Annotated in this window: 19 protein-coding genes; 16 read left to right on the plus strand and 3 right to left on the minus strand. The window is 54.8% G+C overall.

The features are described 5' to 3' along the window. Nucleotides 1-48 precede the first annotated feature (48 nt). A complete protein-coding gene (locus V9K92_RS04120; RefSeq protein ID WP_337353348.1) occupies nt 49-972 on the minus strand; it encodes an AraC family transcriptional regulator in 924 nt (307 codons plus the stop codon). Between the two features lie 139 nt (nt 973-1,111). Between V9K92_RS04120 and V9K92_RS04125 the strand changes: the two genes are divergently transcribed. The 15 genes from V9K92_RS04125 (at nt 1,112) to V9K92_RS04195 (ending at nt 21,377) form a co-directional block, all read left to right on the plus strand. Further along, nucleotides 1,112-2,362 (plus strand): ABC transporter substrate-binding protein, encoded by a 1,251-nt coding sequence (locus tag V9K92_RS04125; RefSeq protein ID WP_307277029.1) that lies wholly within the window; start codon nt 1,112-1,114, stop codon nt 2,360-2,362. Nucleotides 2,363-2,432: 70 nt separating this feature from the next. Continuing rightward, nucleotides 2,433-3,296: a carbohydrate ABC transporter permease gene (locus tag V9K92_RS04130; protein ID WP_115054904.1), complete on the plus strand. Its 864-nt coding sequence runs from the start codon at nt 2,433-2,435 to the stop codon at nt 3,294-3,296. Continuing rightward, complete coding sequence (locus tag V9K92_RS04135) at nt 3,293-4,111, plus strand: carbohydrate ABC transporter permease (protein WP_337353349.1); 819 nt, start codon at nt 3,293-3,295, stop codon at nt 4,109-4,111. The genes V9K92_RS04130 and V9K92_RS04135 overlap by 4 nt, the downstream gene beginning before the upstream one ends. 5 nt (nt 4,112-4,116) lie before the next feature. After that, nucleotides 4,117-5,163, plus strand: a complete 1,047-nt coding sequence (locus V9K92_RS04140; RefSeq protein ID WP_337353350.1) for an NAD(P)-dependent alcohol dehydrogenase — start codon at nt 4,117-4,119, stop codon at nt 5,161-5,163. Then, a complete protein-coding gene (locus tag V9K92_RS04145) occupies nt 5,163-6,227 on the plus strand; it encodes an ABC transporter ATP-binding protein (protein WP_337353351.1) in 1,065 nt (354 codons plus the stop codon). The genes V9K92_RS04140 and V9K92_RS04145 overlap by 1 nt, the downstream gene beginning before the upstream one ends. Before the next feature lie 654 nt (nt 6,228-6,881). Further along, nucleotides 6,882-9,119, plus strand: a complete 2,238-nt coding sequence (locus tag V9K92_RS04150) for a TonB-dependent siderophore receptor (protein WP_337353352.1) — start codon at nt 6,882-6,884, stop codon at nt 9,117-9,119. An 80-nt stretch (nt 9,120-9,199) separates the two neighbouring features. Further along, nucleotides 9,200-10,018, plus strand: a complete 819-nt coding sequence (locus V9K92_RS04155; protein WP_337353353.1) for an ABC transporter substrate-binding protein — start codon at nt 9,200-9,202, stop codon at nt 10,016-10,018. A gap of 5 nt (nt 10,019-10,023) precedes the next feature. Continuing rightward, the gene (fhuB, locus tag V9K92_RS04160) at nt 10,024-12,021 is read left to right on the plus strand and encodes a Fe(3+)-hydroxamate ABC transporter permease FhuB (protein WP_337353354.1); all 1,998 of its coding nucleotides are present in this window, start codon (nt 10,024-10,026) and stop codon (nt 12,019-12,021) included. Nucleotides 12,022-12,598: 577 nt separating this feature from the next. Next, the gene (locus V9K92_RS04165; RefSeq protein WP_337353355.1) at nt 12,599-13,036 is read left to right on the plus strand and encodes a hypothetical protein; all 438 of its coding nucleotides are present in this window, start codon (nt 12,599-12,601) and stop codon (nt 13,034-13,036) included. 646 nt (nt 13,037-13,682) lie between these two features. Beyond that, complete coding sequence (locus V9K92_RS04170; RefSeq protein WP_337353356.1) at nt 13,683-14,435, plus strand: AraC family transcriptional regulator; 753 nt, start codon at nt 13,683-13,685, stop codon at nt 14,433-14,435. 231 nt (nt 14,436-14,666) lie between these two features. Then, a complete protein-coding gene (locus V9K92_RS04175) occupies nt 14,667-15,080 on the plus strand; it encodes a hypothetical protein (RefSeq protein ID WP_337353357.1) in 414 nt (137 codons plus the stop codon). 101 nt (nt 15,081-15,181) lie between these two features. Then, a complete protein-coding gene (locus V9K92_RS04180; RefSeq protein ID WP_443094427.1) occupies nt 15,182-19,633 on the plus strand; it encodes a YadA-like family protein in 4,452 nt (1,483 codons plus the stop codon). A 7-nt stretch (nt 19,634-19,640) separates the two neighbouring features. Then, a complete protein-coding gene (locus V9K92_RS04185) occupies nt 19,641-20,213 on the plus strand; it encodes an invasion associated locus B family protein (protein WP_337353505.1) in 573 nt (190 codons plus the stop codon). Nucleotides 20,214-20,226: 13 nt separating this feature from the next. Beyond that, nucleotides 20,227-20,913 carry a hypothetical protein gene (locus V9K92_RS04190; protein ID WP_337353358.1) on the plus strand — a complete coding sequence of 229 codons (687 nt, stop codon included), beginning with the start codon at nt 20,227-20,229 and terminating at the stop codon, nt 20,911-20,913. Continuing rightward, complete coding sequence (locus tag V9K92_RS04195) at nt 20,910-21,377, plus strand: DUF4189 domain-containing protein (protein WP_337353359.1); 468 nt, start codon at nt 20,910-20,912, stop codon at nt 21,375-21,377. The genes V9K92_RS04190 and V9K92_RS04195 overlap by 4 nt, the downstream gene beginning before the upstream one ends. Nucleotides 21,378-21,404: 27 nt before the next feature. Here V9K92_RS04195 and V9K92_RS04200 read toward each other — a convergent pair whose 3' ends face one another. Further along, nucleotides 21,405-22,124, minus strand: coding sequence for a response regulator transcription factor (locus tag V9K92_RS04200; RefSeq protein ID WP_337353360.1), 720 nt, complete (start codon nt 22,122-22,124; stop codon nt 21,405-21,407). 10 nt (nt 22,125-22,134) lie between these two features. Beyond that, entirely contained in the window at nt 22,135-23,364 is a 1,230-nt protein-coding gene (locus V9K92_RS04205) for a GAF domain-containing sensor histidine kinase (protein WP_337353361.1), read from the minus strand. Nucleotides 23,365-23,647: 283 nt separating this feature from the next. On the opposite strand from V9K92_RS04205, the gene V9K92_RS04210 reads away from it, so the two are divergent. Further along, nucleotides 23,648-24,664 (plus strand): substrate-binding domain-containing protein, encoded by a 1,017-nt coding sequence (locus V9K92_RS04210; RefSeq protein WP_115054912.1) that lies wholly within the window; start codon nt 23,648-23,650, stop codon nt 24,662-24,664. Nucleotides 24,665-24,692 lie beyond the last annotated feature (28 nt).

The following is a 24,692-nucleotide window of genomic DNA, read 5'->3' on the forward strand; positions in this document are numbered from 1 at the left end:
GTTAATAGGTGAAGCGCTTTCGGCTCTACTGATTGCGTATCCCCATGGTTATGGCCGTGTGATCATGGACCTGGCTCTGATCCTTGCTGCCTTTCGATAGGATCGTGGAGTGAGGCCGGTTTCCATTCTGAAATATCGGTTGAAATTCGACAGATTATTGAAGCCCGCTTCGAAGCAGATATCCGTGATCGACATTCCAGTTTCCGCCAGCAATGTGCGGGCGCGCCAAACGCGCACCGAGCGGCTATAGGTGGAGAAGTTCATACCTGTCAGCCGACCGAAAGCGCGGGAAAAAGCGGAAGGCTCGAGACCTACACGCTCGGCTACCTCGTGCATCTTCGCGCTAGGACTGGATTGCATGATCTGGATGGCTTGATCGATCCTGCGATGACGCCTGTCCGACAATTGGTTATAAAATGAGATAAAATGCTCACTGGCAAGAAGCCGCTTTTGTGGGGCGGTCTCAATGCTGTTCAGTATCTCGATGAAGAGTCCGAGCCCTCCTGCATTTTCATGTTCGTGAAGGTCAAGTATTCTTCTACCGATTTCCAGAGCTGCCGGCCCCATGATTTCGATACCGCGTGCGGCAAGTGGTTTCAGACGGTGGAGAACATCAAACTCCGGACAGACCGCGCGTATGTTCATTAGCGCTTCTGCATCGAATTGCAGCACCAGATCGCGTCCCGGCAGATGCGGCGCGCCTGGTGTGATCCAGTTGTGCGGAAGGTTCGTACCAGTCAGCATCAGGTGCCCGGGTTTAAAAGGACCGATATAGTCACCGACATAGGCAAAGCCCGAAGCGTCAGGGATATAGTGGATTTCCCATTCAGGATGATAATTCCAAATGCAGATCGGATTTGGATAGTCATCCCGGCGGATGAGGTAGGACATGCCACCAGGCAGAGTGATTTGCTCTCGGGTGGCAGTGAACGTATCCGAAACGGAATGTGGGAAATCTGATGCAATTGGCATTCATCAAGTCACCTTATATGCGAAGAATGTCAAAATAGTATTAGTTCTCAGTCAAAAAGCAAACTAGTTCCGATGACAAGTCCAGTCACAATGGGTCCCGTAGACGGCGAGGGAGTTTTGCCGTTCGAGGGAGGATACCATGACATTCAACAGGCTCCGCGCTGGCTGCGCGGCAATTGCAATCTTTACGGCGTCCAACGCCTTTGCCGCTGCTCAGTGCAGCGACGATGTGCGCGTCCTCGCCCAGCCACGCGATGGACTAACCCTGCTGGAAGAGCATGTGGACGAATTCGAGAAATTGTCCGGCGCAGGATTTGAAATCAGCTACCTTAACGAAAACGACCGTCGCGCAAAGTCGCAGGCTGACGCATCCACCGTCGGTAGCTTTGACGTCTACTATGTCGATGAGGCAAACCTCGCCCTATTCGCATCTTCTGGCTGGATCGTGCCGCTCGATGGCTATTATCCCGCCGACTACGACTATGCCGATTTCGATGCGGGTATGCGAGCAGCCGCGACCTATGAAGGAAAGCAATGGTTCGCACCCATACAGGGCGGTGGCGATCTGATGGTCTATCGGACGGATCTTCTGGAAAAAGCTGGTATCGCGCCACCAAAAACGTGGGAAGAGTATCTGGCTGCCGTCAAAAAACTGCACGACCCCGACAATGGCGTGTACGGAACGGCTCTGCGGGGACAGCGGGGCTCGGGTGCCAATGTCTGGCGCTGGATGCCATTGTTTAAGGCATATGGCGGGGAGTGGTTCAAAGATGGAAAGCCGGCATTTAACTCAGAGGCCGCACTGAAAGCTACACAGGCTTATTTGGACCTTTTCAAATATTCCGCTCCCGGAACGCAGACCGGATCCTGGGACGAATCGACTGGTGCATTCCGCGCTGGCAAGGTCGCCATTATCATTGAATCCGCCCCCCTTGGCGGCATGTCGGTAGACAAGGCGCAAAGTCAGGTGGCTGATAAAGTAGCCTTCTCTGTGCCCCCAACGCCGCTACCAGGTGGCGGTTATGCCCATGGCTTTGCCATCGCCGCAAAAGCCAATGCAACCGAGGAGAAAAAAGCCTGCGCCGGTCTGTTCATTGCTTGGGCGACCTCCAAAGAGCAGGAAGCGCGCCGTCTGGCGGCGGGGCAACCGGGTGAGTTGACGCGCACCAGCACCTACCAGAGTCCGGAATATGCCGCGACCTTTGGTCAGAATCTTGCTGACGCGATGGCTCAAACGGGAAGCCGAACACAGGTAACCTTCTGGCAAGATCCGCGCTGGCAAGAACTGGGTAATCAATGGGGGATCATGCTCGAAGAGCTCATTACCGGTAGCCGCAAGGATATCAAGGCAACCCTCAACGAGCTTGAGGCTTTCGCCACCAAGCTTTGATACCCGTCAGCCTTTACCAAGGGCGCGCCGTAGACGACGCGCCCGACCCTGTCAGTTGAGGATTTTTGCCATGCGCCGCAGGCGTTCGCTGCCTTACGTTTTTCTCGGCCCAACGTTGGTCATACTGATTGTTCTGGCGCTCGTGCCGACGATCTATGCAATCAATATTTCATTGCAGAACAGAACCCTGGCACAGCCGCAGGCCGATTACGTTTGGTTCGCCAATTATATAGCCTTGTTTTCCGATGCCCGTTTTCTCAATGCTTTGTGGGTATCGCTCAAATGGGAAGTTGTAAGCGTCACAGCAACTATGTTGACGGGCATCGCGCTCAGTATCGCCATGTTTGAGGCGACTGGTCCGCGGGTGCGGAATATATTGTGTGTCTTGTTTATAATTCCGGTCCTCTTGCCACGCGTCTGCGCTGCCTTTGTTTGGAAATTCTCTTTTCATCCTTTGTATGGCGCTTTGACCTGGCCTGTACGCGAACTCACGGGCAGTACACCAGATATCCTTTCCACGCCGCTCGGGGCACTGTTTGCCGTTGCATTCGTCGACGTCTGGCAATGGGGGCTTTTCTTTGCGGTAATTATTCTCAAGCTTCTGGAATCGCTTCCTCCGCAGCCTCTGGAAGCCGCACGCATCGATCGCGCGACGCGCTGGGAAGTCCATCGCTACGTCACACTTCCGATGCTGAAGGCTCCGCTTATCAGCCTGCTTCTGGTCAAGGCGATCGAAAGTCTGCGCTCCTTCGATCTGGTTTATGTCATGACACGGGGCGGCCCAGGCATCTCGACGGAAACACTCGACATGTATGCCTATTCCCAGGGTTTCATTGAATCCGGCAAAATCTCATATGCCTCATCAATGGCAGTCATCATGATGGTACTGACCATCGTCACCTTCACCTTTACCTGGAAGAGGCTGAACCGATGAAACTGTCCACATTGCTCCTCAGGCTGATGCTGATATTAGCGGCTGCCTTCGTGGTCCTGCCGTTACTATGGACTTTGCTCAACGCTTTTAAAACCAATGCCGACCTGCTGGTCAGCACGCCGAAACTCTTCTTCCAGCCGGTCTGGGATAATATGAGCTACGTGCTGAACCGGCGCTCGGTCGCTCGCGCGCTCACCAATTCACTCATCATCTGCACGAGCGCTGTCATGCTTGGAGCCGTCCTTGGCATTCCTGCCGCCTATGTTATTGCAAGATTCAAAAACCGCCTGACAGCTGAGGCGCAGTTTTTTGTTCTGTCGCTGCGTTTTCTGCCGCCGGTGGCGATTGCAATTCCAATGCTGGTTATCTGGCTGGGCCTCGATCTCTACGATACCCGCCTGTCCCTGATCGTCACCTATTTGATTGTCACGACTTCAATCACTATCTGGTTGTCGATTCCGGCTTTTGAAGGTGTCAGCCTGCATGTCGAAGAGGCCGCCAGAGTCGATGGATTAGGCCCCTACGCCACTTTCTTCCGCATCGCTCTTCCGATTGTCCGCTTTCAGGTTTTCGGTGCCGTTGCCTTTTCCTTTGTGCTTGTTTGGAACGAGTTTCTTCTCGCCATGATGCTCACTACATCCAAGGCAAAGACCCTACCAATCATTGCATCTGAAATGTCACAGCTCGGCATGAATGTACCTTGGGGCATTCTCAACGCGGCCGTCGTTCTCTTGTCCTTGCCACCTCTCATTTTGCTTGGGGTAATGGCGAGCGGACTTAATGCTGCATTTTCCAAAAAAACTGATCAAGGTTGAATCTCATGAAAGCACTTGTCCTGGAGCGCGTTGGTGAACTTACGCTGCGCGATATCGATCTGGCCCGAACGATGGGACCAGATGATGTACGCGTCCGTCTCCATACCGTCGGAGTTTGCGGCAGCGACGTACATTATTACACCCACGGCCGCATCGGTAATTTCGTGCTCAATGAGCCTATGGTTCTGGGCCACGAGGCCGCAGGTACCGTGACTGAAGTCGGTGCCAACGTCACGCATCTTAAGGCCGGTGACCGGGTGTGCATGGAGCCGGGAATTCCCGATCCCTCATCGCGTGCTTCGCGTCTCGGGCTCTACAATGTCGATCCCGCCGTAACTTTCTGGGCAACACCGCCGGTGCATGGTGTGCTTTGCCCGGAAACCATTCATCCAGCCGGATTTACCTACAAACTGCCAGACAACGTCTCTTTTGCTGAAGGGGCGATGGTCGAGCCCTTCGCCGTCGGTATGCAAGCCGCAGCACGCGCCCGCATTACCCCTGGCGACACGGCAGTTGTAACAGGTTGTGGTACAATCGGGATCATGGTTGCATTGGCAGCATTGGCCGGCGGCTGCTCGCGGGTGCTGATTTCGGATGTTTCCCCGATCAAATTGAAACTTGCGGAAACTTATGACGGCATCAGTGGGATCAACGTGCGAGAAACGAACCTCGTCGATGCAGTTGACGCTGCCACAGGTGGCTGGGGTGCCGATATAGTATTCGAATGCTCCGGTGCATCAGCCGCTATCGCCGATCTTTTCAAAATCGTGAGACCTGGTGGAACCGTGGTCCTCGTGGGCTTGCCAGTTGAGCCCGTCCCGATGGATATTGCTGCTGCATGCTCACGCGAGTGTCGGATAGAAACCGTGTTTCGCTATGCTAACGTCTTTGATCGCGCCTTGGCTCTCATCGCCGCCGGAAAGGTCGATTTGAAGCCGCTCGTCTCGGGCACGTTCGCATTTGAGGACTCTATTGCGGCCTTCAAGCGCGCTGCCGAAGGACGTCCGGAAGATGTGAAGCTGCAAATCATCCTGGACGGGGAGGGAAACTGATGGCGACCGTTGAATGCCGTGGAATCCGCAAAGTTTATGGTTCGGTAGAAGTCATGCACGATTTCAACCTTAAGATAGATGACCATGAATTCGTCGTCTTTCTCGGGCCCTCAGGTTGTGGCAAGTCAACGATGCTGCGCATGATCGCCGGTCTCGAAGAAATATCGAGCGGTGACCTTCTCATCGGCGGTGAACGCATGAACGACCGCGATCCTGGAGATCGCGGTATCGCTATGGTTTTTCAAAATTACGCGCTCTATCCACATATGAGCGTACGGGAAAATATTGTATTCGGTCTGGAACGTGCCGGCATTGCAAAAGGCGCGATCAACGAACGCCTTGCTCCGGTTGTCGAGGCACTTGGTCTTGGCATCTACCTGTCCCGCAAACCAACGGAACTGTCGGGCGGCCAGCAGCAACGCGTGGCGATCGCGCGCGCTATGATCAAAACTCCGGAGGTTTTCCTCTTCGACGAGCCGTTGTCTAATCTGGACGCAAAACTTCGCGGTAGCTTGCGTGTCGAGATTGCGCGCCTGCACCGGGACCTTGAGACGACGAGCATTTACGTTACGCATGACCAGCTCGAAGCGATGACACTTGCTGACAAGATCGTTTTGATGAAGGACGGGCGTATAGAGCAGATGGGCACGCCTGAAGAAATCTACCAATCTCCAGCCACCCTGTTTGCCGCCGGCTTCATCGGAACGCCAAACATGAACTTCATGCAATTACAGGCGCTTAATGGTGAGATTGGCGATTCTGGTGCCAGGTTCAAGGCTCCTTTTGCGATCAGGCCTGGCCCTGTTACCGTAGGGATCCGACCAGGCGCATTTCAACTGACTGATGAAGGGGGTGGGTTACGCGGCCGAGTCGAGCGTAACGAGTTTCACGGAGAGACGAGACTTGTGACATTGCGCAACAATAGCCATGAGATCAGCATTGCTGTACCCGCGGCTACCGCCATCAAGGAAGGTGATGTTGTGGGCATAGATGTTGCTGCTCACGAACTGCACCTATTTGACCCCGAAACAGAAAAACGATTTGCAGTGCACAAAGTTGCGTGATGAAAAGACTAACGTTTGACGCTTTGGCCTGACAGCTAATAATTTCCCGTCGACAAGCTTCGGTGGTTCGTATCTTCAATAATATTATAGAAGCCAATGCAGGCCGACGGCCACAATAATCGCAGCTATCGCATTTGCCATAATATTTGGCTCTGAGCCATTGGTGTTGTGCGGTGGAAAAAACGCAACGCAAGAATGAAAGAAAGTTTATGCCTGTTCTGGTGCTCCTTCCGATTATTGTCATTCTTAATTATGCATTGGCATGGCATGCCACAGGCGGTTTAAGAATAGGCAACGTCCTCGCGGGCACAACATGTCTGCTAGTCTGGCTATGGTATGCGGGCGAAATGTTTTTGATGGATTTTTAGTCTTCGAGCACTTTTTTGCATCCTATTAACGTACTTATCCGTGCCACAAGCCGCTTTGGCTTTGCTTGATCTCCACGTTTTTAAGCGCGATGCCGCAAGGCTACGCTTTAGCGTCTGAGTAATATCATTCCCAACCACCTTTACCCAAAGCTTTCAAAACGACGCAACTTTGCCCAGAATCCTAGTCGAACTAAGGTTGACTAGGAAAGATGAGTATCTTAGTCAAGAAAAGTCGGCGGGGGATTCGCTGGCAGACGCGTAGTGTCAAAGGCTGGGGATTTTTCACGTGGATGTTTTCGCGAGTTTCGATGCTGATCGTCGCAAGGATCGGCGCGCATGCGTAACCTTTTCTGTTTCTCATCTAAGTCCGATTAAACGACGGTTACTATACCTATCCCGGGCGATGTTGGGATCGGGGATTGTTGCCATCTCCTCTGCACAGGCGCAAGAAAGTGATACCATTCTCCTTGACCCTATCACGCTGCGCGTCGAAAATGCCTGGGGGCCCGTCGACGGTTATGTTGCTAACCGCAGTGCGACTGGTTCCAAAAGCGATACGCCGCTGATCGAAAACCCGCAGTCGATCTCGATCGTTACGGCGGATCAGATGAAGGCACAGCGGGTGGAGAGCCTGGGCAATGCGCTCCGTTACACTGCCGGTGTCGCAGGAGAATTGTGGGGTAATGACACGCGTGGTTATGGTCTGCAAATTCGTGGATTCGGTGTATCGGACGAGGCTTTTTATAAGGATGGCTTGCGGCTGAAGGGAACGGATTTTGCCACCTTCCTGTCACTTGATCCCTATGGTGCCGAACGCCTGGAAATACTGCATGGCCCGGCCTCTGTCCTTTATGGCCAGAACAGTCCCGGCGGCATTATCAACTATGTAAGCAAGCGCCCAACTGGCGAAACGTTCCGGGAAATCGAAGTCAGTGCCGGTAGCTTCAACCGCTATCAGACCCAGTTTGATATGGGAGGTGTCTTCGACAAGGACGGCGTGCTGAGTTATCGGGTGACAGGCTTGTTTCGTGATGGTGAAACCGGTGTAGATTTTGTCAACGACGACCGCATCTTTATAGCGCCCTCGCTGAAGTGGCAGCCCGATGCCGACACCAGCCTGACGCTGCTTGCCACCTACCAACGTGACAAAACAGGCTGGGGTATCCAATTTCTACCAGCCGATGGCACTGTCTTTCCGGGGCTGAACGGCAAGCGTCTGCCGAACAGCCGCTTTGTTGGCGAACCGGGTTTCGATGAGTTTTCTCCAACACTTGCCATGGCGGGTTATGAATTCGAGCATCGAATGAACGACACATGGCTCGTTCGGCAGAACCTTCGCTATTCTTATCTCAGCAATGACAAGCAGCTTGGCGTGTTTGGCGGCGGGGCCAATCCCAATCCTGATCTTTCTCCTGGCCTTGATCCGGACGGCCATACCTACCACCGCTATGTCGACGCCGGGAGCTCAACGCTCGGCAATTTTTCGGTCGACAATCAGGCTCAGGCCGAGTTCGACACGGGGCCGCTTGCACACACGCTGCTGATGGGATTCGACTACCAGTACACTGATTACAAGGATTGGGGTGGCTCGGGAACAGTTGCACCGCTTGATGATATCTTTAATCCCGTCTACGGCGCCCCGGTGTCCGATATCATTTCTTACAAGGATACCAACACTCGCCAGTGGCAGGCCGGTCTCTACGCGCAAGATCAGATCAAGTATGATAATTGGGCCCTTACATTCGGCGGTCGACAGGATTGGACAAAAAGCACAATACTCGACAAGCTTTCGCACAGCGAAAGCGAGCAGTCTGATAGTGCATTCACGGGCCGGGTTGGCCTCGTTTATCTCTCCGACACCGGCCTTGCGCCCTATGTCAGTTATTCAACATCATTTTATCCGACATTGGGCACGAGAAGCGGCGGTGAAACCTTCAAACCAGGGACCGGTGAGCAGTACGAGGTCGGTATCAAATATCAGCCAAAAGGCTGGAACAGCTTCGTAACCGTTGCTGCCTTTGATCTTACCCGTGAGAATGTCTCTCGCACTATTGGCAATGAGCGTTTCCAGACAGGAGAAATTCGCTCGCGGGGTATTGAGGTCGAAGGCGTTGCCAGCCTCGATTCCGGTTGGGATATAAAACTTGCCTACGCCTATACAGATATGGAGATTCGCGATGATGGCGAAGGCACAGGTGGCAATATGCCTTCCGGCGTGCCGCGCCACCGAATGTCGCTGTGGGGCGACTATACGTTCAAAACTGGCGTGCTCGAAGGTTTCGGCGCCGGTGTTGGCGCCCGCTATATCGGATCAAGCTTTGGCGATGATGACAATTCTTTCAAGGTGCCGTCGGCAACACTGGTCGATGCCGCCATCCACTATGACTGGAAGAACATGAAATTCCAGCTCAATGCCAGCAACCTTTTCGATAAGCAATATGTTGCCTCCTGCTTCAATCGCACCTCCGGTTGCTTCTATGGAGAGGGCCGCAAGATTACGGGCTCGGTGAAGTATCGCTGGTGAACGGGACACGAACATATAACAAACGATCCATTTGCCTCAAATACCCAACACGGCGGCAATGTATCGGAGGGCTTGCGACAATGTTGGTTGCCCAAATTCCGGTCGCGCGTGCAGCAAATATGCCGCGAGTGGCTTGTCTTGAATGGGCCTCGGCCGAACTTGTCGTCTCGCTGGGTATCCAGCCTGTAGCGGTAGCCGATCTTAAAGGTTACCGTGACTGGGTTGTGGCACCCCGGCTGTCTGATGACTGTCTTGATTTAGGCTCCCGTGGTGAGCCCAATCTTGAGGTCTTGCTCAAGCTCAATCCTGATATGATCGTCAGCGCTCATGGCTACGGACTCGAGGGAGGTCCATTTGCGAAGATTGCACCGCTGCATACGGTAGCACTTTACGACGGCACCGGCGGGACACCATATGGTCAGGCCGAGAGTGAGACGCTGAGATTGGCCGAGAGGCTTGGCCGGGAAACGCAAGCGCATGAGGTGATTGAAAGCACGGCGGCTACGATTTCCAGGACCAAAAAGATGCTCGCGGACCAAGGCGGTAGTCCCCTCGCTGTGGTCAGCATGTTCGACGATCGGCATGTGCGTGTCTATGGCAGGTCGAGTCTTTTCCAGGACGTGCTGGATAGGCTTGGGCTTATCAATGCGTGGACCGCAGAAACCGGAAGTTGGGGGTTTTCGACGATGGGTATCGAGGAACTTGTGGCGATCGGTAACGCGCGGCTGATCTCGCTCGACCCGATTCCGCCGCATGTGAAGATCAGAATTGAACAAAGTACGCTTTGGAAGAGCCTCCCTTGCGTCAGGGCAGGCAACGTTACAACAATTCCCCCTGTCTGGCCGTTCGGCGGGCTGGCTGCGGCCGCCCGTTTCGCCACGCTGCTTGCGCAAACATGACGGTCATGCAACTGACAAAAACGACAACGCGGCGGAACACTGGAATATGGCTTCTTCCTTTGCTCGTTGGCATTCCCGCGTTCATCGCCGCATCCCTCACCATATCCGACCTTCTGCGACTGCTGCCCACCGAGTTCTGGTGGCGTGCGATCAGCAATGCCGACTTTACTGATCCCCGGCAGCTGCTTTACCGCCATGCTTTCCTGCCACGTCTTGCAATCAGCCTGTTGGTTGGGGCTGCACTCGGGCTTGCTGGCACGCTGTTCCAGCAAATCCTGCGCAATCCTCTTGCCGAACCGACAACAATTGGCACCAATGCAGGTGCCAGTGTCGCTTTAACTCTTGCGACCCTCTATGCGCCGTGGATGTTGGAACATGGACGGGAGTGGGTGGCTATCGCCGGTGGCACAATAAGTACACTGATCGTTTTCGCCTTGGCGTCGGGACGCGGTTTTTCTCCAATAAGGATCATTATCGGGGGGCTGATCGTCAGCCTCACCTTCAGTTCTGCAAGTGCCTTCTTGATGGCTGCCAATCGTGAATATTCCCAGGAATTGTACATTTGGCAGAGTGGATCACTTATACAGAATGGCGATGCCACGGCTTTTGCGCTGACACCTTGGTTGTTGGCGGGCGCGGCAGCGGCCTTCCTGCTGGTACGCCCATTACAAATCCTTGATCTGGCTGACGAGGGAGCGTCGAGCCTGGGCAACAACCCGACTTTGACGCGGATGACGGGATTGGTGGTTGCAGTGATTCTTAGCGCTATCGCCACAGCGGCTGTTGGTGTCATCAGCTTTGTGGCCTTGGCAGCGCCGGTTCTGACTCGGCTTGCCGGTGCGCGAACGCTGCATCAACGCATGATCTGGGCACCGCTTTTAGGCGCTTCCCTGCTTTGGCTGACTGATCGGGTTGTGCAGATATTGCCATTTTTGTCGGAAATTCCTGCCGGTACTGCAACAGCGTTTCTTGGTGCGCCGTTGCTGTTGCTGCTGCTACCGAAGTTGCGCATCGCACCACATAAAAACGGAGATGCGTCATCAGTGTTCCGCCGGCGCAATGCTTTGCCCTGGTTGTTGGCCGGCCTTTTAGTACTCGGTTTTTTCCTCTGTCTGACCCTTGCCGCTGGGCGTGATATTAATGGCTGGTATTGGGCTACATCCGATGAACTTGGCTATCTCTTGCCCCTCAGGGCGCCACGGGTTGTTGTGGCACTGTCGGCGGGTATTATGTTGGCGTTTGCAGGTGTACTAATCCAGCGCATGACTGGTAATCCAATCGCGGCACCTGAGGTGCTGGGCATTTCGGGCGGCGCCGCCCTCGGCGTGCTTTTGCTGTTTGTTTCAATGTCGAGTTTTAGTCGTCCGGCAATGTTCCTGGCTGGATTGGCGGGGGCGCTTGTTAGCCTGCTGCTGATTGCACCGATGGATTATCGAAAGGCCTTAGCCCCCGAGCGACTGCTACTCAGCGGTGTTGCCGTGGCAACAATGGCATCGGCGGCATCGGCGATCGTTTTGGCTAGCGGAGATCCGCGACTGGGTATATTGTTAGCCTGGTTATCCGGTTCGACCTACACGGCGACAGCAGATGATGCCATCATCGCTGGGATCATCACGGCTATTCTTGTGGGGATTGCACCGCTGACCGCGCGCTGGCTGGAGATATTGCCGCTAGGCATAGCCGCTGCGCGAGGAGTAGGTCTTGGGGCTAACCGTGTACGAATCATCCTGCTCGTTTTGATCGCAACATCAACAGCGGCGTCGACATTGATTATTGGACCGCTGAGCTTCGTTGGTTTGATGGCACCGCACATGGCACGCGTCCTCGGGTTTCAAAGGGCCTTGCCTCAGCTTGCCGCAGCGGGGCTCCTTGGCGGAATCATGCTGATGCTTGCGGACTGGGCCGGCCGAATGCTTATCTTCCCGTGGCAGATTCCTGCCGGGCTTCTAGCTGCACTTGTGGGTGGTCCCTATTTTGTTGTGCTAATGAGAACGCGTCGTTAGTGATATTGCACGGCCCCGACTGAAAATGTTTAGCCAATGACTTACAATTGGATATCGTTACATTTTACAGCGGTATATTATTGAGCGAAGTCGCTGATGGTGGCACGGGGCTTTAACAGCCCCGATCGATGACATATAGATCGATATGCATCCGCGAATATCTTCGACAACACTGGGGCGGTTTTTATCGTTCTTGTTGTGACATGATCGTGGGGGGTGAGGTGTATAACTGGCATAAATTACTATTGGCTGCTTGCATCGCTGTTTTGATAGGATTTGGCTATTTGGCCGGCTCCGACTACGAAACATCGGATATTAGCGGCAGGGCTTTTTCCACGGCACAGGAAGCGGCTCGTAGCGTTAAATAATCTGCATGCCCGCGGCAGATTTGCACATTTTCATCGGTTCTGTCGTTCCACAGGAAAGCACTATACGGTGCCATCGGTGCCATCGGTGCCAGAGTACTTGTTTGAATAACGAGACTATATTTTAACGGCAGTGGACGATACTATGAATTTAATTTGAATTTTGCCGGGTGCGCGTTCAGCATTCACTCTTTTGTAGGCAGTAGGGCTAAATGAACGAGTTTAAATCGGAACTGAGGCAGCCCATTACAGTACTTCTTATACAGCCAGACGTCATCTTGAATTTCTTCATTTGCGAATACCTAGAAGCGTCCGGTCTCAAAGTTTTTGATGTGGCCACCATGGAAGAAGCCATGGTCCTACTGAAAGCGCGCGCGGAGATAAGTGTCGTTATTGCGGAGTATGAATCAACAGGAAAAACCACAGACGAAAACTACATAACAATGATAGCTGCGCAGTTTCCGCAGCTGGCTCTCATTGTTACCGTTGAAGAAGCTATCATTCCGGCAGGTTTGCCACCGAGCGTGAGAGTATTGGCTAAACCGTTCGACCCGAAAATTGTGAAAGAAATTCTGGAACATCTCTTGAGTAGGTCTGCGTCACAGGAAGAGAGGTCCTTTAATTCGCCAATGACTATCAAGAGCTTATAGTTTGCCGCTGATGCGACGGCGGTAGCAAAATAATGATGCCAAGTTTTAAATGTATCCTTTACCGCTGCTCGAGATGTTGCAGAAAACTATTTTTGTTGCAAGTTATTGCTATAAAATCTCGAAAATGACGTTAGCGAAGGGAATGTCAGCCTCTCTCAATGTTCATAAGTAATTATATGTTTTATAGATGTTTATGATGGCCGCAAAATCTTTGACGCAGCTTTTCTTAATCATTTCAACTCAGCGCTAACAATTTCCGACATTTACAACTTATGGTTTATATGATTTTTTCGGCTTGAAGTTGGCATGGAGAGTGTCACCGGCCTGAAGCGTCCGAACGCTGACAAGTTGGCGAACTTTACGATGCATTTAACCAAGACATTACAAATCAACGTTGCTCAATGAAGAGTTGCGTATCTCTTGTCCTTTCCGGCAAGGGTTTCGCATATCATTGAATACAAACTCCGGTGCATAGTATTACATGAATACGCCGATAATTTCTCATTCGCTTGTACAGCTCGACCTTTCGAATTCTTCTGGAATATTAACCGCAATTCCAGAGAGCGTCGGACCCAGATTTGAGACAGCCATTGGCGCAGTTATCAAAGCTACCAGATCAGCCGGCTCGATGAGTTTTCATACCAACGTGGATTTTGCCAGTATTATGCTTTCACCGTCGCCTGGCATGGAAGCTGCGTTTGCAAGTGACAGGACATATCAATTTAATGCGCCTGCGGGGGCTGTAGTCATTAATCCTGCGGAGATTGACCGAACCCTTCGCTGGTCAGGCATAAAAAAGAATGTTGCAGTGGCATTTGGACGGGCTGCCTATGCAGCCTTGGCAGCCACCGAACTTGACGGCAATAGTTGGGATCTCCGCCCTCCCAAATTTGGTCACGTTGATCTTAGAGCACTTCGCATTGGCACTGCGATGGCAAAGGAATTATCCAGCACCGCCGTCAATCCGGTGTATCTAGACGCTTTAATGACGGTGCTGGCCGTTCATATCATCCGAACTTACTCTGCACATAAAATTACAAAGCCAATGACGCAGGCGCGGCTAGCCGGACATCATGTGAAGCGCATTCGCGAATATATTCATCAAAATATGGCAGAAAATCTCACGATACTTTCGATGGCCAGGGTTGTTCAGTCTTCACCCAGTCACTTCATTCGTGCTTTTACGCTCACTCTCGGTATGCCTCCACATCAATATCTTACAAAGGTTCGTCTTGAGGAAGCGGAAACGTTGCTGACGCAAACCAATCTTCCAATCTTTGAAATTGCACATCGATCAGGATTTTCAAGCCAGAGTCATCTCACGAATACCATGAAACGGCTTAAAAATCTCACGCCCGGCCAGATTCGGGCCGCCGGTAATACCGGGTTCACCGAGTGAGATATTTGTTACCAGATACATCGAATTAGTTAGAAATATCTCATTCGAAAGGCTTATTTGCGCACGATTCTGCAATTGCGGCTTTTCTGTGTAATGACTTTGTTCAAAAATTGACCTGTCAATAGCTCTTGGCGGCCATAATGGACCGCGAGGAATTTCGCTTTGCGATGGGGGGCGTATGACAGATTTCTGCAATCATGATTCCAATTGGCTTTGCCAAAGATGAGTCAGATGCAGTCTCCTGACATCGAGGTTTTTGCTCCCAAAATCGAAGCGGTTTGGTCCGTGATTGATAAGCAGTATGCGGGCCGTATGAGCTCAGCAGAGCTTGATCATCTCTTCGCATGTTTTGTGCTGGGTCTCACCACACCCCGGTTTGGTGAGACCGAACCTGCTTCCCATTATCAAATCTGCCAGTCGCTGATTTCGATCAAGCTTCCGCCGGAGCGCACCGAGGCTGCGCTTCATGCTGTACCACAGGCTTCACAGCCATGGGTGGAAAGTGCCCGGCAACTCATCGAGAGCAAAGGCGCAACAATAGGAAGTGCGTTGCTGGATCGCGCGCAAAAAACTGAGGAAACTGCAGGCGAAAATGCGAATTCCAGTCCCCCGGAACGCCTGGTCAACAGCGAGGAAAAGCCATGATTGAATGCATGAATCGTTCTATTAAGCCTATGTCTCAACTCATACAAGCTGAAGACCAAAACTGGGTCAGATCCGGGGATCGGTCGCATCGTCGCCGGTTAATGGCAGTACTTCGCCTGGCGCATCGCGTTCTTGGCGTTCAGCGCAAGGGTCTAGGCCTTGGGACGTTGGGTGTAGGCGGCAATCTGCGTTCGACCACGGCGCTCGGCGCGCTGACGACGATCATCGCACTTGGCTTTTCCGGAGCTGCCCATGCGCAGTACCAAGCTGGCGGCGGTTCGGCGACAGGCGGCAACGCCGTCGCCATCGGTAACACTGCCACAGCGAATGGCAATAACAGCGTGGCGCTCGGCACCGCGAATTCCGCAACTGGTGATGCGACAATTGCTATCGGCTATTCGATGACTGTCAATGGCCTCAATTCGATCGGCATAGGTGTCTTCGCGGGCGCGAACGGCGTCAACGCTCTCGCCATCGGCGGCAACGCCCAGGCCACAGCGGATGGAGCAACCTCCATCGGCGTCAACTCCGTTGCGCGCGCCGGTGCAGCCGCCTTGGGCCTCAACGCCCGGGCGGACGGCGTGAACTCAACGGCGGTCGGTTATGTCAGCAGGGCAACCGGACTGCGCGCCACCGCGCTTGGGTTTGGGGCAACCGCTTCCGGACTGGATGCCATTGCCCAAGGCAATTCCGCTGTCGCAAGCAATCAGAACGCCATCGCCATTGGTTTCCAGGCGACCGCCACCGCAATCAACGCTGTCAATCTCGGCAACCGAACTGTTGCAGGAGGGGGCGCCCTTCAGGAGAGCGCCATTGCCATAGGCACGGACGTATTGGCATCTCAGGTCGATGCCACTGCGATTGGCCGCCAAAGCCGGGCGACGGGTACAAGTGCCACAGCAATGGGGCGGAACGCCAGCGCTTGGGGTAATCAGTCCATCGCGCTCGGCCTTGGTGCAATCGCAGGCGTTCAGGCCAACACGGCTCTGCCCAACAGCATTGCGATCGGCACCAATGCCGTTTCATCCGGCACCGCCGGTACCGCAATCGGCACTGCCGCAAATGCAACGGCCGATTTCGGCACAGCGCTCGGCAATCAGGCCCTCGCAAGTGGTGTCGGCGCTCTTGCGGCGGGTTCGGGAGCGCAGGCTACCGCCACCTCCACCACGGCGCTCGGCAACAATGCCACAGCGACTGCCTTGAATTCGATCGCGCTGGGACTGGGCGCAGCCGCCAGCGGAATCAATAGCGCGGCTCTCGGCGTCAGCGCGGTTGCCAATGGCCAGAATGCCGTGGCGCTCGGCATCGCCGCATCCGCATCAGGATTAAACTCTGTTTATCTCGGCGCGCGCACTGTTGGAGCAGGCGCCAGCGGGGCGAGTGCCATCGGCATCGGCACGGACGTGACCGCATCGCAGAATGACGCAATCGCGATGGGACGTGCAAGCCAGGCGACGGCAGCCAGCGCGATCGCCATGGGCAATACTGCAATAGCAAGCTCTGACGACGCCGTCGCAATCGGCACCAGAGCCAATGCAGGCGGGGGCAAGTCGGTGGCTATCGGCGCGGACAATGTCGCTTATGGCGACGGCGCTGTGTCAATCGGCGATCCGAGCTATGCCAGCGGCACCGGCGCCTTCACCGGCGGCGCAAACAACATCGCTAATGCGGATGGCACGGCAAGCGCTACAGCAGCCAATATGGCCAATGGCGCGGTAGCAATCGGCAACAGTAACGTGGCGATTGGCCAGGGTTCGGTTGCACTGGGTAATACGAGCCGTGCAGGTGCGGCTGGTGCTGTCGCACTTGGTGATACAGCCGTCGCTAACAATGCAGACGATGTTGCATTGGGATCGGGCTCAGTCACCGACGTGGCGGTGGGGACCGCCAGTACCGTGATCGCAGGCACCACATATAACTTTGCCGGAACTGCAACTCCTTCCTCCACCGTAAGCATCGGCGCTGCTGGCGCAGAGCGCACACTCACCAATGTGGCTGCCGGTCGCATTAGTGCTGCTTCCACCGACGGCATCAACGGCTCGCAGCTATTTGCGACTAACCAGGCAGTCGAAAGTGTTGCCACGACGATCACCAACATCAACAACGGCGGCGGCATCAAATATTTCCATGCCAATTCGACGCTGCCCGACTCGCAGGCAATCGGCACGGATTCCGTCGCGATAGGTCCAAATGCCGTGGCTAATAATGCCGGTGACGTGGCGATAGGCCTCAATTCGGTAAGCGGCGTGACGACGGCAGTTGGCGGCACCACTATCGGCGGCGTGAACTATGCATTTGCCGGAGGCGCGCCGGCCGGTGCGCTCTCCGTCGGTTCCGCAGGCGCGGAACGCCAGGTGCAGAACGTCGCGGCGGGCCAGCTCTCCGGCGCCTCCACGGATGCCGTCAACGGTTCGCAGCTCTTCGCGACCAACCAGCAGGTAACGACCAATACGACCGACATCGCCAATCTCGGCGACTCCATCGGCGACATCGGCGATACGATCAACAATATCGCGGGCGATACCTCCACTGCCTATACCGACGCCAATGGCGACGGCATCCGCTATGTCCGCACCAATGACCGGACGCTGGCGGTGAGCGACTCGTCGGCCCAGGGGGTTGGTTCGACCGCCGTCGGCTACAATGCCACGGCGATTGCCGAAAGTTCGCTGGCACTTGGACGGGAGAGCCAGTCCACCATCCTCGGCGGTGTGGCCCTCGGCTCCGGGTCGGTCTCGGACCGTGTGCTGGCGCCTGCAACGGGCCAGATCGCGGCGGGTCCGACGAACTTCATCGAATACAACACTACCGACAAGTCGCTGCTCGGCGCGGTTTCGGTCGGCACGGCCACATCCTACCGCCAGATCACCAATGTCGCTGATGGTACGGACTCGCAGGACGCCGTGACAATACGCCAGCTCCAAGGCGCCATCGCTTCGGTTGCTGCAACGCCATCCAAATATTTCCACGCCAATTCGGTCGCCGGCGACTCTCTCGCCGTCGGTGCGGAATCGATCGCCGTCGGCCCGACCACCGTCGTCAATGGCGATAATGGCGTCGGCATCGGCAATGGCGCGATCGTCGATCAAACGGCACCGGGTGGAACGGCCATCGGCCAGGGCGCGCATGTGCTCCTCGCCGACGGCATTGCGCTCGGCACCCAGGCCACGGCAGCCGGTATCCAGTCGGTTGCCCTCGGAGCCGGTGCCGACAGCAGTCACATCAACAGCGTCGCCCTCGGCGCGCAGTCGGTGACGACTGTCGGAGCGCAGACCGGCTATACGGCTTTTGCGCTTGCGGCTCCGCAGACTTCCTTCGGCGAAGTCTCCATCGGCGGGGTGGGCACGGAACGCAAACTGACCAATCTCGCGGCCGGTTCCGCCGAAACGGATGCGGTCAATGTCAGCCAGCTGCGCGGTCTGGGCACGCAGATCACCAACAATCTCGGTGGCGGTGCCGTCGTCAATCCCGACGGCACGATCACTGGCCCGACCTATAATATCCAGGGCGGCAGCTATACGACCGTCTATGATGGGTTCACCGCCGTCGATGCAAGCATCACCAATCTCAACAACCAGATCAACAATGGCGGCGGCATCAAATATTTCCACGCCAATTCCACACTGGCCGATTCATCGGCAACGGGTACGGACAGCGTGGCGATTGGTCCGGAAAGCATCGCTACCGGCACCGACAGCCTCGCGGCCGGCCATGGCGCGGCAGCAACCGGCGTGGGCTCCGTGGCGCTCGGCGAAGGCGCTCAGGCGAACAATGCCAATGATGTCGCCCTCGGCTCTGGATCTGTCACGGAGACGGCTGTCGGAACCGCCGGCACCACCATTCGCGGCAAACAGTATGATTTTGCCGGAACGACGCCTGTGGGGACCGTCAGTGTCGGCGCTGACGGAGCGGAACGGACAATCACAAACGTAGCAGCGGGACGCATTGCTGCGGACAGTACAGATGCGATCAATGGATCGCAATTGCATGCTACCAACTCCGCGATCGAGGATTTGGAAGGCGGAATTGGTAGTATCAACAACAATGCCGTCTTTTACGATATCAAAGACGGCAAAAAAACAAATAATATCACCCTCCAAGGAGGTGATGTTAATGCACCGGTTGTCATTTCCAATGTTGGAAAAGGCGTTGCCGACAATGATGCCGTCAATGTCTCGCAGCTGAAGGAAAATGTGACCTACGCCATTAAGACATCGAACGACTATACAGATAGCGTCGCAACAACAACTTTGAATGAGGCCAATAGCTACACGGATCAGAAATTCGGGCAGCTCAATCAGGAGTTCGACTCGATCCGCGACGAAGCTCGCCAAGCCGCAGCCATCGGCCTCGCCGCTGCTTCATTGCGTTATGATGATAGGCCCGGAAAGGTCAGTGTGGCGGTGGGCGGCGGTTACTGGCGCGATGCCGGTGCTCTCGCCTTTGGCACAGGGTACACAAGCGAAAACGGCCGGGTACGTGCAAATCTCTCAGGTACTACGGCCGGCGGCCATTGGGGTGTGGGAGCCGGTCTCAGTTTCACGTTGAACTGAGGCAATGATGCTGCGACGTAGCTCATTCTGGCTCCTCGTTTCGCTGGCGCTCTCCAGCCTGTCCTGTCCGGTTGCGGCAGGGCAGGAGGCTAAGGCAGGCTTCCGGATCAAGCCTTCAGACGTGGTGCCGCCAGCCGATGTCAAGCTGGGCGACTATCAGCGGACCATACGGCCCTTCGAAAACTGGACATTGATCTGCGACGAAAAGGTCAAGGCTCGCCAAAGGGTCTGCAACGTCACACAGACCATCGAAAACCAGCTGGGGCAGGTCGCCTTCAGCTGGTCGCTCGCCGCAACGAAGGAAGGCAACCCATACATGATCGTGCGCACTGCGCCGATCGCGGATGCGGATGCGCCATTGGCGCTGGCCTTTGAGGGCCGTAAGGAACCGGTCAAGATACGGCTCGACGGCTGCAACCAGGCCGTCTGCGTCGGCATGCTGCCGGTTGGCCCGATCATGCGCGACCAGATATCGAAGAAGTCTTCCCCGACGATTTCCTATGCGACCAGAACAGGCAAAACAATCAGTTTGGTTGCGCCCTTAAGCGGCCTTTCCGCAGCCGTCGAGGCGATCAATTGAAAAGGTATCAGGAATGACCCAGCAATCGATCCATGACAGGATAATGTCGCGAAACACAAATGCCGAGGCGCCGGCCACCGTCGCCGCTGTACCATCGCACAACTGGTGGAAGAAGGTTACGCTTTCGCTGCTCGGCATCGCGGCGCTCGGAGCCGCGGGCTATGGTGCGACGCGCTACGGCATTTTAGACATCGTCCTTTCACCCCCTGCCGTCGCCGATACGCCGCAGCCAGGCGCCAATACTGTAGAGTCACCGTTCCGACAACATGCCAAACAGGCGGGCCTGCTTGCCTGCTCGAATGTCTTTCCCGGCCTTGGAGCGCTGCTGACAGGCGGATCACAATATGGCGTCCAGTCGATCTGGAACAACGAGACCCCGGACCATCATGCAGTCCAGGCGCTTGTCGGCATGAACTACGCCACCGAAGGATATACCGGCATCGCGGCGGGTGTCGTCGTCGCGGCGCCGACCGGTTCGGATTGCGAAGGCTCGATGGTGCGGGTAGCGCCTTTCCCCGTGCCATGCGCGGACATGCCGGCCCGGCTGCCGCAGGGCAGCAAGCTCACCAACAATCTCGCTCAGGTCAGTGTCTATGAGCTGCCGAACAATGGCGGCAATGCGATGCTGCTGCCGAGCGGAAATAGCTGCGTTGTAATTTCCGTCGCCTCTGCGGCCGGAACAAATGGAGGCAAGCAATGAGATTTCGTATTGCCATCGGCGTCATTGGATCGCTGCTGCTGTCGACGGCCCATCTGGTCGCGGCGGACCTGATCGTGCCCGAGGTGCCGGTTCCGGATGTCGAGGAGCGCGGCATTTGGGCGGCAATCGCCTATTCCGAGGCCGATGGGGTCCATGGCTTCTTCTGGGGCGCGGACAAGCGCCAAGAGGCTTCGGACATTGCGCTCGAACATTGCGAGAACGATGGCGGCAAAGATTGCGTTGTCGTCGAGGTTTTCCGCAACCATCGCCATTGGGATGATGACGACAATACCGGCTTTCCCTACAATCATTGCGGCGCGCTCGCGGTGGCCAAGGAGAAAAAACTGACTACGGTTTGGGGGGCGAAATCCGCTGTAACCCGCGATGAAGCCGTGGATGCCGCAATGCGTATTTGCGAAGCCGATGGCGCTATATGCAAAATTCGCGAATGGGTTTGTACATGAGCCGGCGCCATCGTTCGGTATTACCGGTCAATCAGCATCGAGCCATTCGTTCAATTCAACCTCCGAACGCTCCAGTCCATTGTAATTGATCAGCTTTCGCATAAGGGCAACGGCAACTGCGCGCGCACGCAGATTGAATCGCCCATCACGGCCGTCTCCGGATGTTTGATAAACCCCAAGCTTCTCGTAAAGTTGCTGAAGTCGGTTTTGCACGCTACGCAGTGAAATATTGCGACGAGCGGATATTGCCCGGTCAGTCAGTCCTAAGGCGACATCAATGAGAATTTCGTACTCGATATCATTTACGCCTTTAGCCTGACCAAGGCTTTTTTGCTGCATTCCGCGCACCTCGCGATCAATGACACATTGGGCCTCGATAAAAATGCTGCGAAGTGCCAGCTTCAGGCGTTCCTCCGATGCAGATTTGAGCACATAGCCAAAGGCAGCGCCGTCCGGAACTATGCGAGCAACACCGCGCACATAGGCTTCATCTGAATAATTGGACCAGAAAAGAATCCGCGTGTCGGGCCGCTCTTTCCAAATAGTGCGGGCTGCTTCGATGCCGTTTCTCGTCTGCATTTGAAGATCCATGACAATATGAGCTGACTTATGGTCGCGTGCCATTCTCTCGCCGATCATGCCGTTGTCAGCCTCAAAGATGGCTTTGCATTCCGGAAGGGCAGCATTGACCGCATCTCGCAGATAAGATCGATGAAGTGAGTCATCCTCAACGATTAGTATTTGCATCCCATTCTCCTTAAAATTCGCGATCAGGTACAGCGGCGGTTGGCAGATGAACGACGACTCGCGTTCCCGCATTGTCCTGGTTGGGTCCGATCGAGAACTTTGCAGAAATCAGCCGGGCTCTCGTCTTCATGTTGTTGATACCACCGCCCGCGCGACGGCGCGTTTTTAGACCGCAGCCGTCATCCACGACTTCTATTGAGACGCCGTCGACCTGTTCCAGCAAGCGTACGACAATGTTATTCGCACGAGCGTGGCGAATAACATTGTTGATCGCTTCCTGGGTGATGCGGAAGAGAGCGATAGAAACGGTCTGATCCAACTGATCGATAACACCATTCGTCTCGTCGACCAGTTGCTGCCGAAGCCTGGAGCCACTGTCACGGATGGAGCGGTCCAGATGATTTTCTATAGCTTGGCTGAAACCAAAAAGCTGAAGAACCGAGGGTTTTGCCTCTTCTATAATTTGCCGCAGATCCTGCATGCTGTGCTGCAAACTTCGCGCAACCGATTCAAGTTCGTCACCGGACACGACCTGTTCGCCAGCCAGACGCTCTAACCAGCGCGCCAAGCGGGTGAGATCGGCCAATGTCTGATCATGCAAGTCCATGCCAATGCGTTGGCGCTCGCGCTCCAATGCCTCCGTAAGGTTCAGAGCGCCGAGACGCAGTGCCTCTTCCCGGACCCTTGCTTCAGCCTCCACGATCGCTGATTTTTGCGCTTGATCGGCAGCACGCAACGCAAAGAAATAGGCAGATAAAAGATCGGCGATGGATCGCGCATTATCGACGTCTTCCATTGTATAGAAGTGTTTTTGATGGGAAGAACAGCTCAACGCTCCGATAATATCCCCTTCAACTTTGAGAGGGAGGTGGATGCGACTTCGCAACCCCTGTTCGAAGGCGGGTTGAATGAATGCGCCCTTGAAATTAAATCGTGCATCCGTCAGTGCGTCGTCGGTCAGCATAAAGGGCACCTCACCCCACAAGAGGGCGCGGATAGGGCTTTGGGAGACAAGTGCAGGCGGATGAGTTCCCCATGCCGTTTCCAGTCCGGTCTCATAGGCTGTGTGGTATTTCCCTCCATGCATAATAATGCAGACATCAAGATGATCGTGCGGGATGATATGAGCGATCTCTACTGCCACCGCGCGAATCGCGGAATGAAACTCCAGCTGACCCGCCAGCAACCGCGAAATTCCGATATAGTGATCAAGCAGTGCCGCTGGTGCCATCTTCAACATTCTGCATTCCCTCCCGAAAATGTATTCCTCCGTGGCCCACCGGCTATAGTGAACACCATATTCACTTACATAAAGCGCCAAGTCATATGAACTCGTCTTGCGTGATCCCGCATCTTTTTCGGCATATCCCGCAAAATGCCTGCCGTAAAACGCCTATACAAGCCCGACAACGTAACTCATCTTGCAGGATCAAAGGGAGAAGAATTCGACAGGAGGAGTTTCGATCAGAAGAAACGCTGATCGGGATCTGTTCGAAGAACTAGCTTAATCTGGGGAGAGAGAAATGAAAACTACCAATGTTCTTTTGGCGACGATAGCGCTCGTATGTACTGCAGTGCCAAATCTGGCAATTGCAGATACCTCGGCCAAGAAAATTGCCTTGTCAAACAATTATGCCGGCAATTCCTGGCGGCAGGCCATGCTGACGAGCTGGGCGAAAGTTGCTGGTGACGCGGCCAAAAGCGGTGTTGTTGCTGCAGCTGATCCATTCACGACTGCCGAAAATCAGGCGACGGAGCAAGCAGCACAAATTCAAAACATGATTTTGCAGGGCTACGATGCCATCGTCATCAATGCAGCATCGCCCACGGCACTAAATGGTGCCGTCAAGGAGGCATGTGATGCTGGCATCACGGTGGTTTCCTTTGATGGTATCGTAACGGAGCCGTGCGCCTGGCGCATTGCGGTAGACTTCAAGGAAATGGGTCGCAAGCAGGTCGAGTATCTTGCCAGTAAAATACCCAATGGCGGCAATCTCCTGGAAATTCGTGGTCTCGCCGGGGTTTCTGTCGATGATGAAATTTCAGCCGGGATTCACGAGGGTGTCAAACAATTCCCGCAATTCAAAATCGTTGGATCGGTGCATGGAGACTGGGCGCAGGATGTAGCCCAGCGTGCTGTTGCCGGTATTCTTCCAAGCCTGCCTGAGATCGTCGGTGTTGTCACACAAGGTGGCGACGGTTATGGAGCGGCACAGGCATTCGAGGCCGCTAAACGCCCTACGCCTGTGATTGTCATGGGCAATCGCCAGGATGAGCTTGTCTGGTGGAAAAAACAAAAGGATGCTGGCAATTATGAAACCATGTCGGTGTCGATTGCGCCCGGTGTGTCGACATTGGCATTCTGGGTCGCGCAGCAGATACTCGATGGTAAAGAAGTCAAGAAGGAATTGACCGTACCGTTCCTCCAGATAGATCAAGACGATCTGGAAGCCAGCTTGAAAACGACCCAAGAGGGCGGTGTCGCCAATGTGGAGTATTCGCTTGAGGACGCGCAAAAGGTAATTGCGTCAACCAAATAGATTTCGTCATACGATAAAACCGGCTCTG

The organism is Phyllobacterium sp. CCNWLW109, from assembly GCF_037203905.1.
GTDB classification, from domain to species: Bacteria; Pseudomonadota; Alphaproteobacteria; order Rhizobiales; family Rhizobiaceae; genus Phyllobacterium; species Phyllobacterium ifriqiyense.

Coding starts and splice junctions, on each gene's coding strand:
- V9K92_RS04140 (WP_337353350.1), top strand. CDS start 4,117: ATGAAAGCACTTGTCCTGGAGCGCGTTGGTGAACTTACGCTGCGCGAT.
- V9K92_RS04130 (WP_115054904.1), top strand. CDS start 2,433: ATGCGCCGCAGGCGTTCGCTGCCTTACGTTTTTCTCGGCCCAACGTTG.
- V9K92_RS04120 (WP_337353348.1), bottom strand. CDS start 972: ATGCCAATTGCATCAGATTTCCCACATTCCGTTTCGGATACGTTCACT.
- V9K92_RS04190 (WP_337353358.1), top strand. CDS start 20,227: ATGACCCAGCAATCGATCCATGACAGGATAATGTCGCGAAACACAAAT.
- V9K92_RS04135 (WP_337353349.1), top strand. CDS start 3,293: ATGAAACTGTCCACATTGCTCCTCAGGCTGATGCTGATATTAGCGGCT.
- V9K92_RS04175 (WP_337353357.1), top strand. CDS start 14,667: ATGCAGTCTCCTGACATCGAGGTTTTTGCTCCCAAAATCGAAGCGGTT.
- V9K92_RS04125 (WP_307277029.1), top strand. CDS start 1,112: ATGACATTCAACAGGCTCCGCGCTGGCTGCGCGGCAATTGCAATCTTT.
- V9K92_RS04205 (WP_337353361.1), bottom strand. CDS start 23,364: ATGTTGAAGATGGCACCAGCGGCACTGCTTGATCACTATATCGGAATT.
- V9K92_RS04210 (WP_115054912.1), top strand. CDS start 23,648: ATGAAAACTACCAATGTTCTTTTGGCGACGATAGCGCTCGTATGTACT.
- V9K92_RS04145 (WP_337353351.1), top strand. CDS start 5,163: ATGGCGACCGTTGAATGCCGTGGAATCCGCAAAGTTTATGGTTCGGTA.
- V9K92_RS04195 (WP_337353359.1), top strand. CDS start 20,910: ATGAGATTTCGTATTGCCATCGGCGTCATTGGATCGCTGCTGCTGTCG.
- V9K92_RS04155 (WP_337353353.1), top strand. CDS start 9,200: ATGTTGGTTGCCCAAATTCCGGTCGCGCGTGCAGCAAATATGCCGCGA.
- V9K92_RS04180 (WP_443094427.1), top strand. CDS start 15,182: ATGGCAGTACTTCGCCTGGCGCATCGCGTTCTTGGCGTTCAGCGCAAG.
- V9K92_RS04185 (WP_337353505.1), top strand. CDS start 19,641: ATGCTGCGACGTAGCTCATTCTGGCTCCTCGTTTCGCTGGCGCTCTCC.
- fhuB (WP_337353354.1), top strand. CDS start 10,024: ATGCAACTGACAAAAACGACAACGCGGCGGAACACTGGAATATGGCTT.
- V9K92_RS04165 (WP_337353355.1), top strand. CDS start 12,599: ATGAACGAGTTTAAATCGGAACTGAGGCAGCCCATTACAGTACTTCTT.
- V9K92_RS04200 (WP_337353360.1), bottom strand. CDS start 22,124: ATGCAAATACTAATCGTTGAGGATGACTCACTTCATCGATCTTATCTG.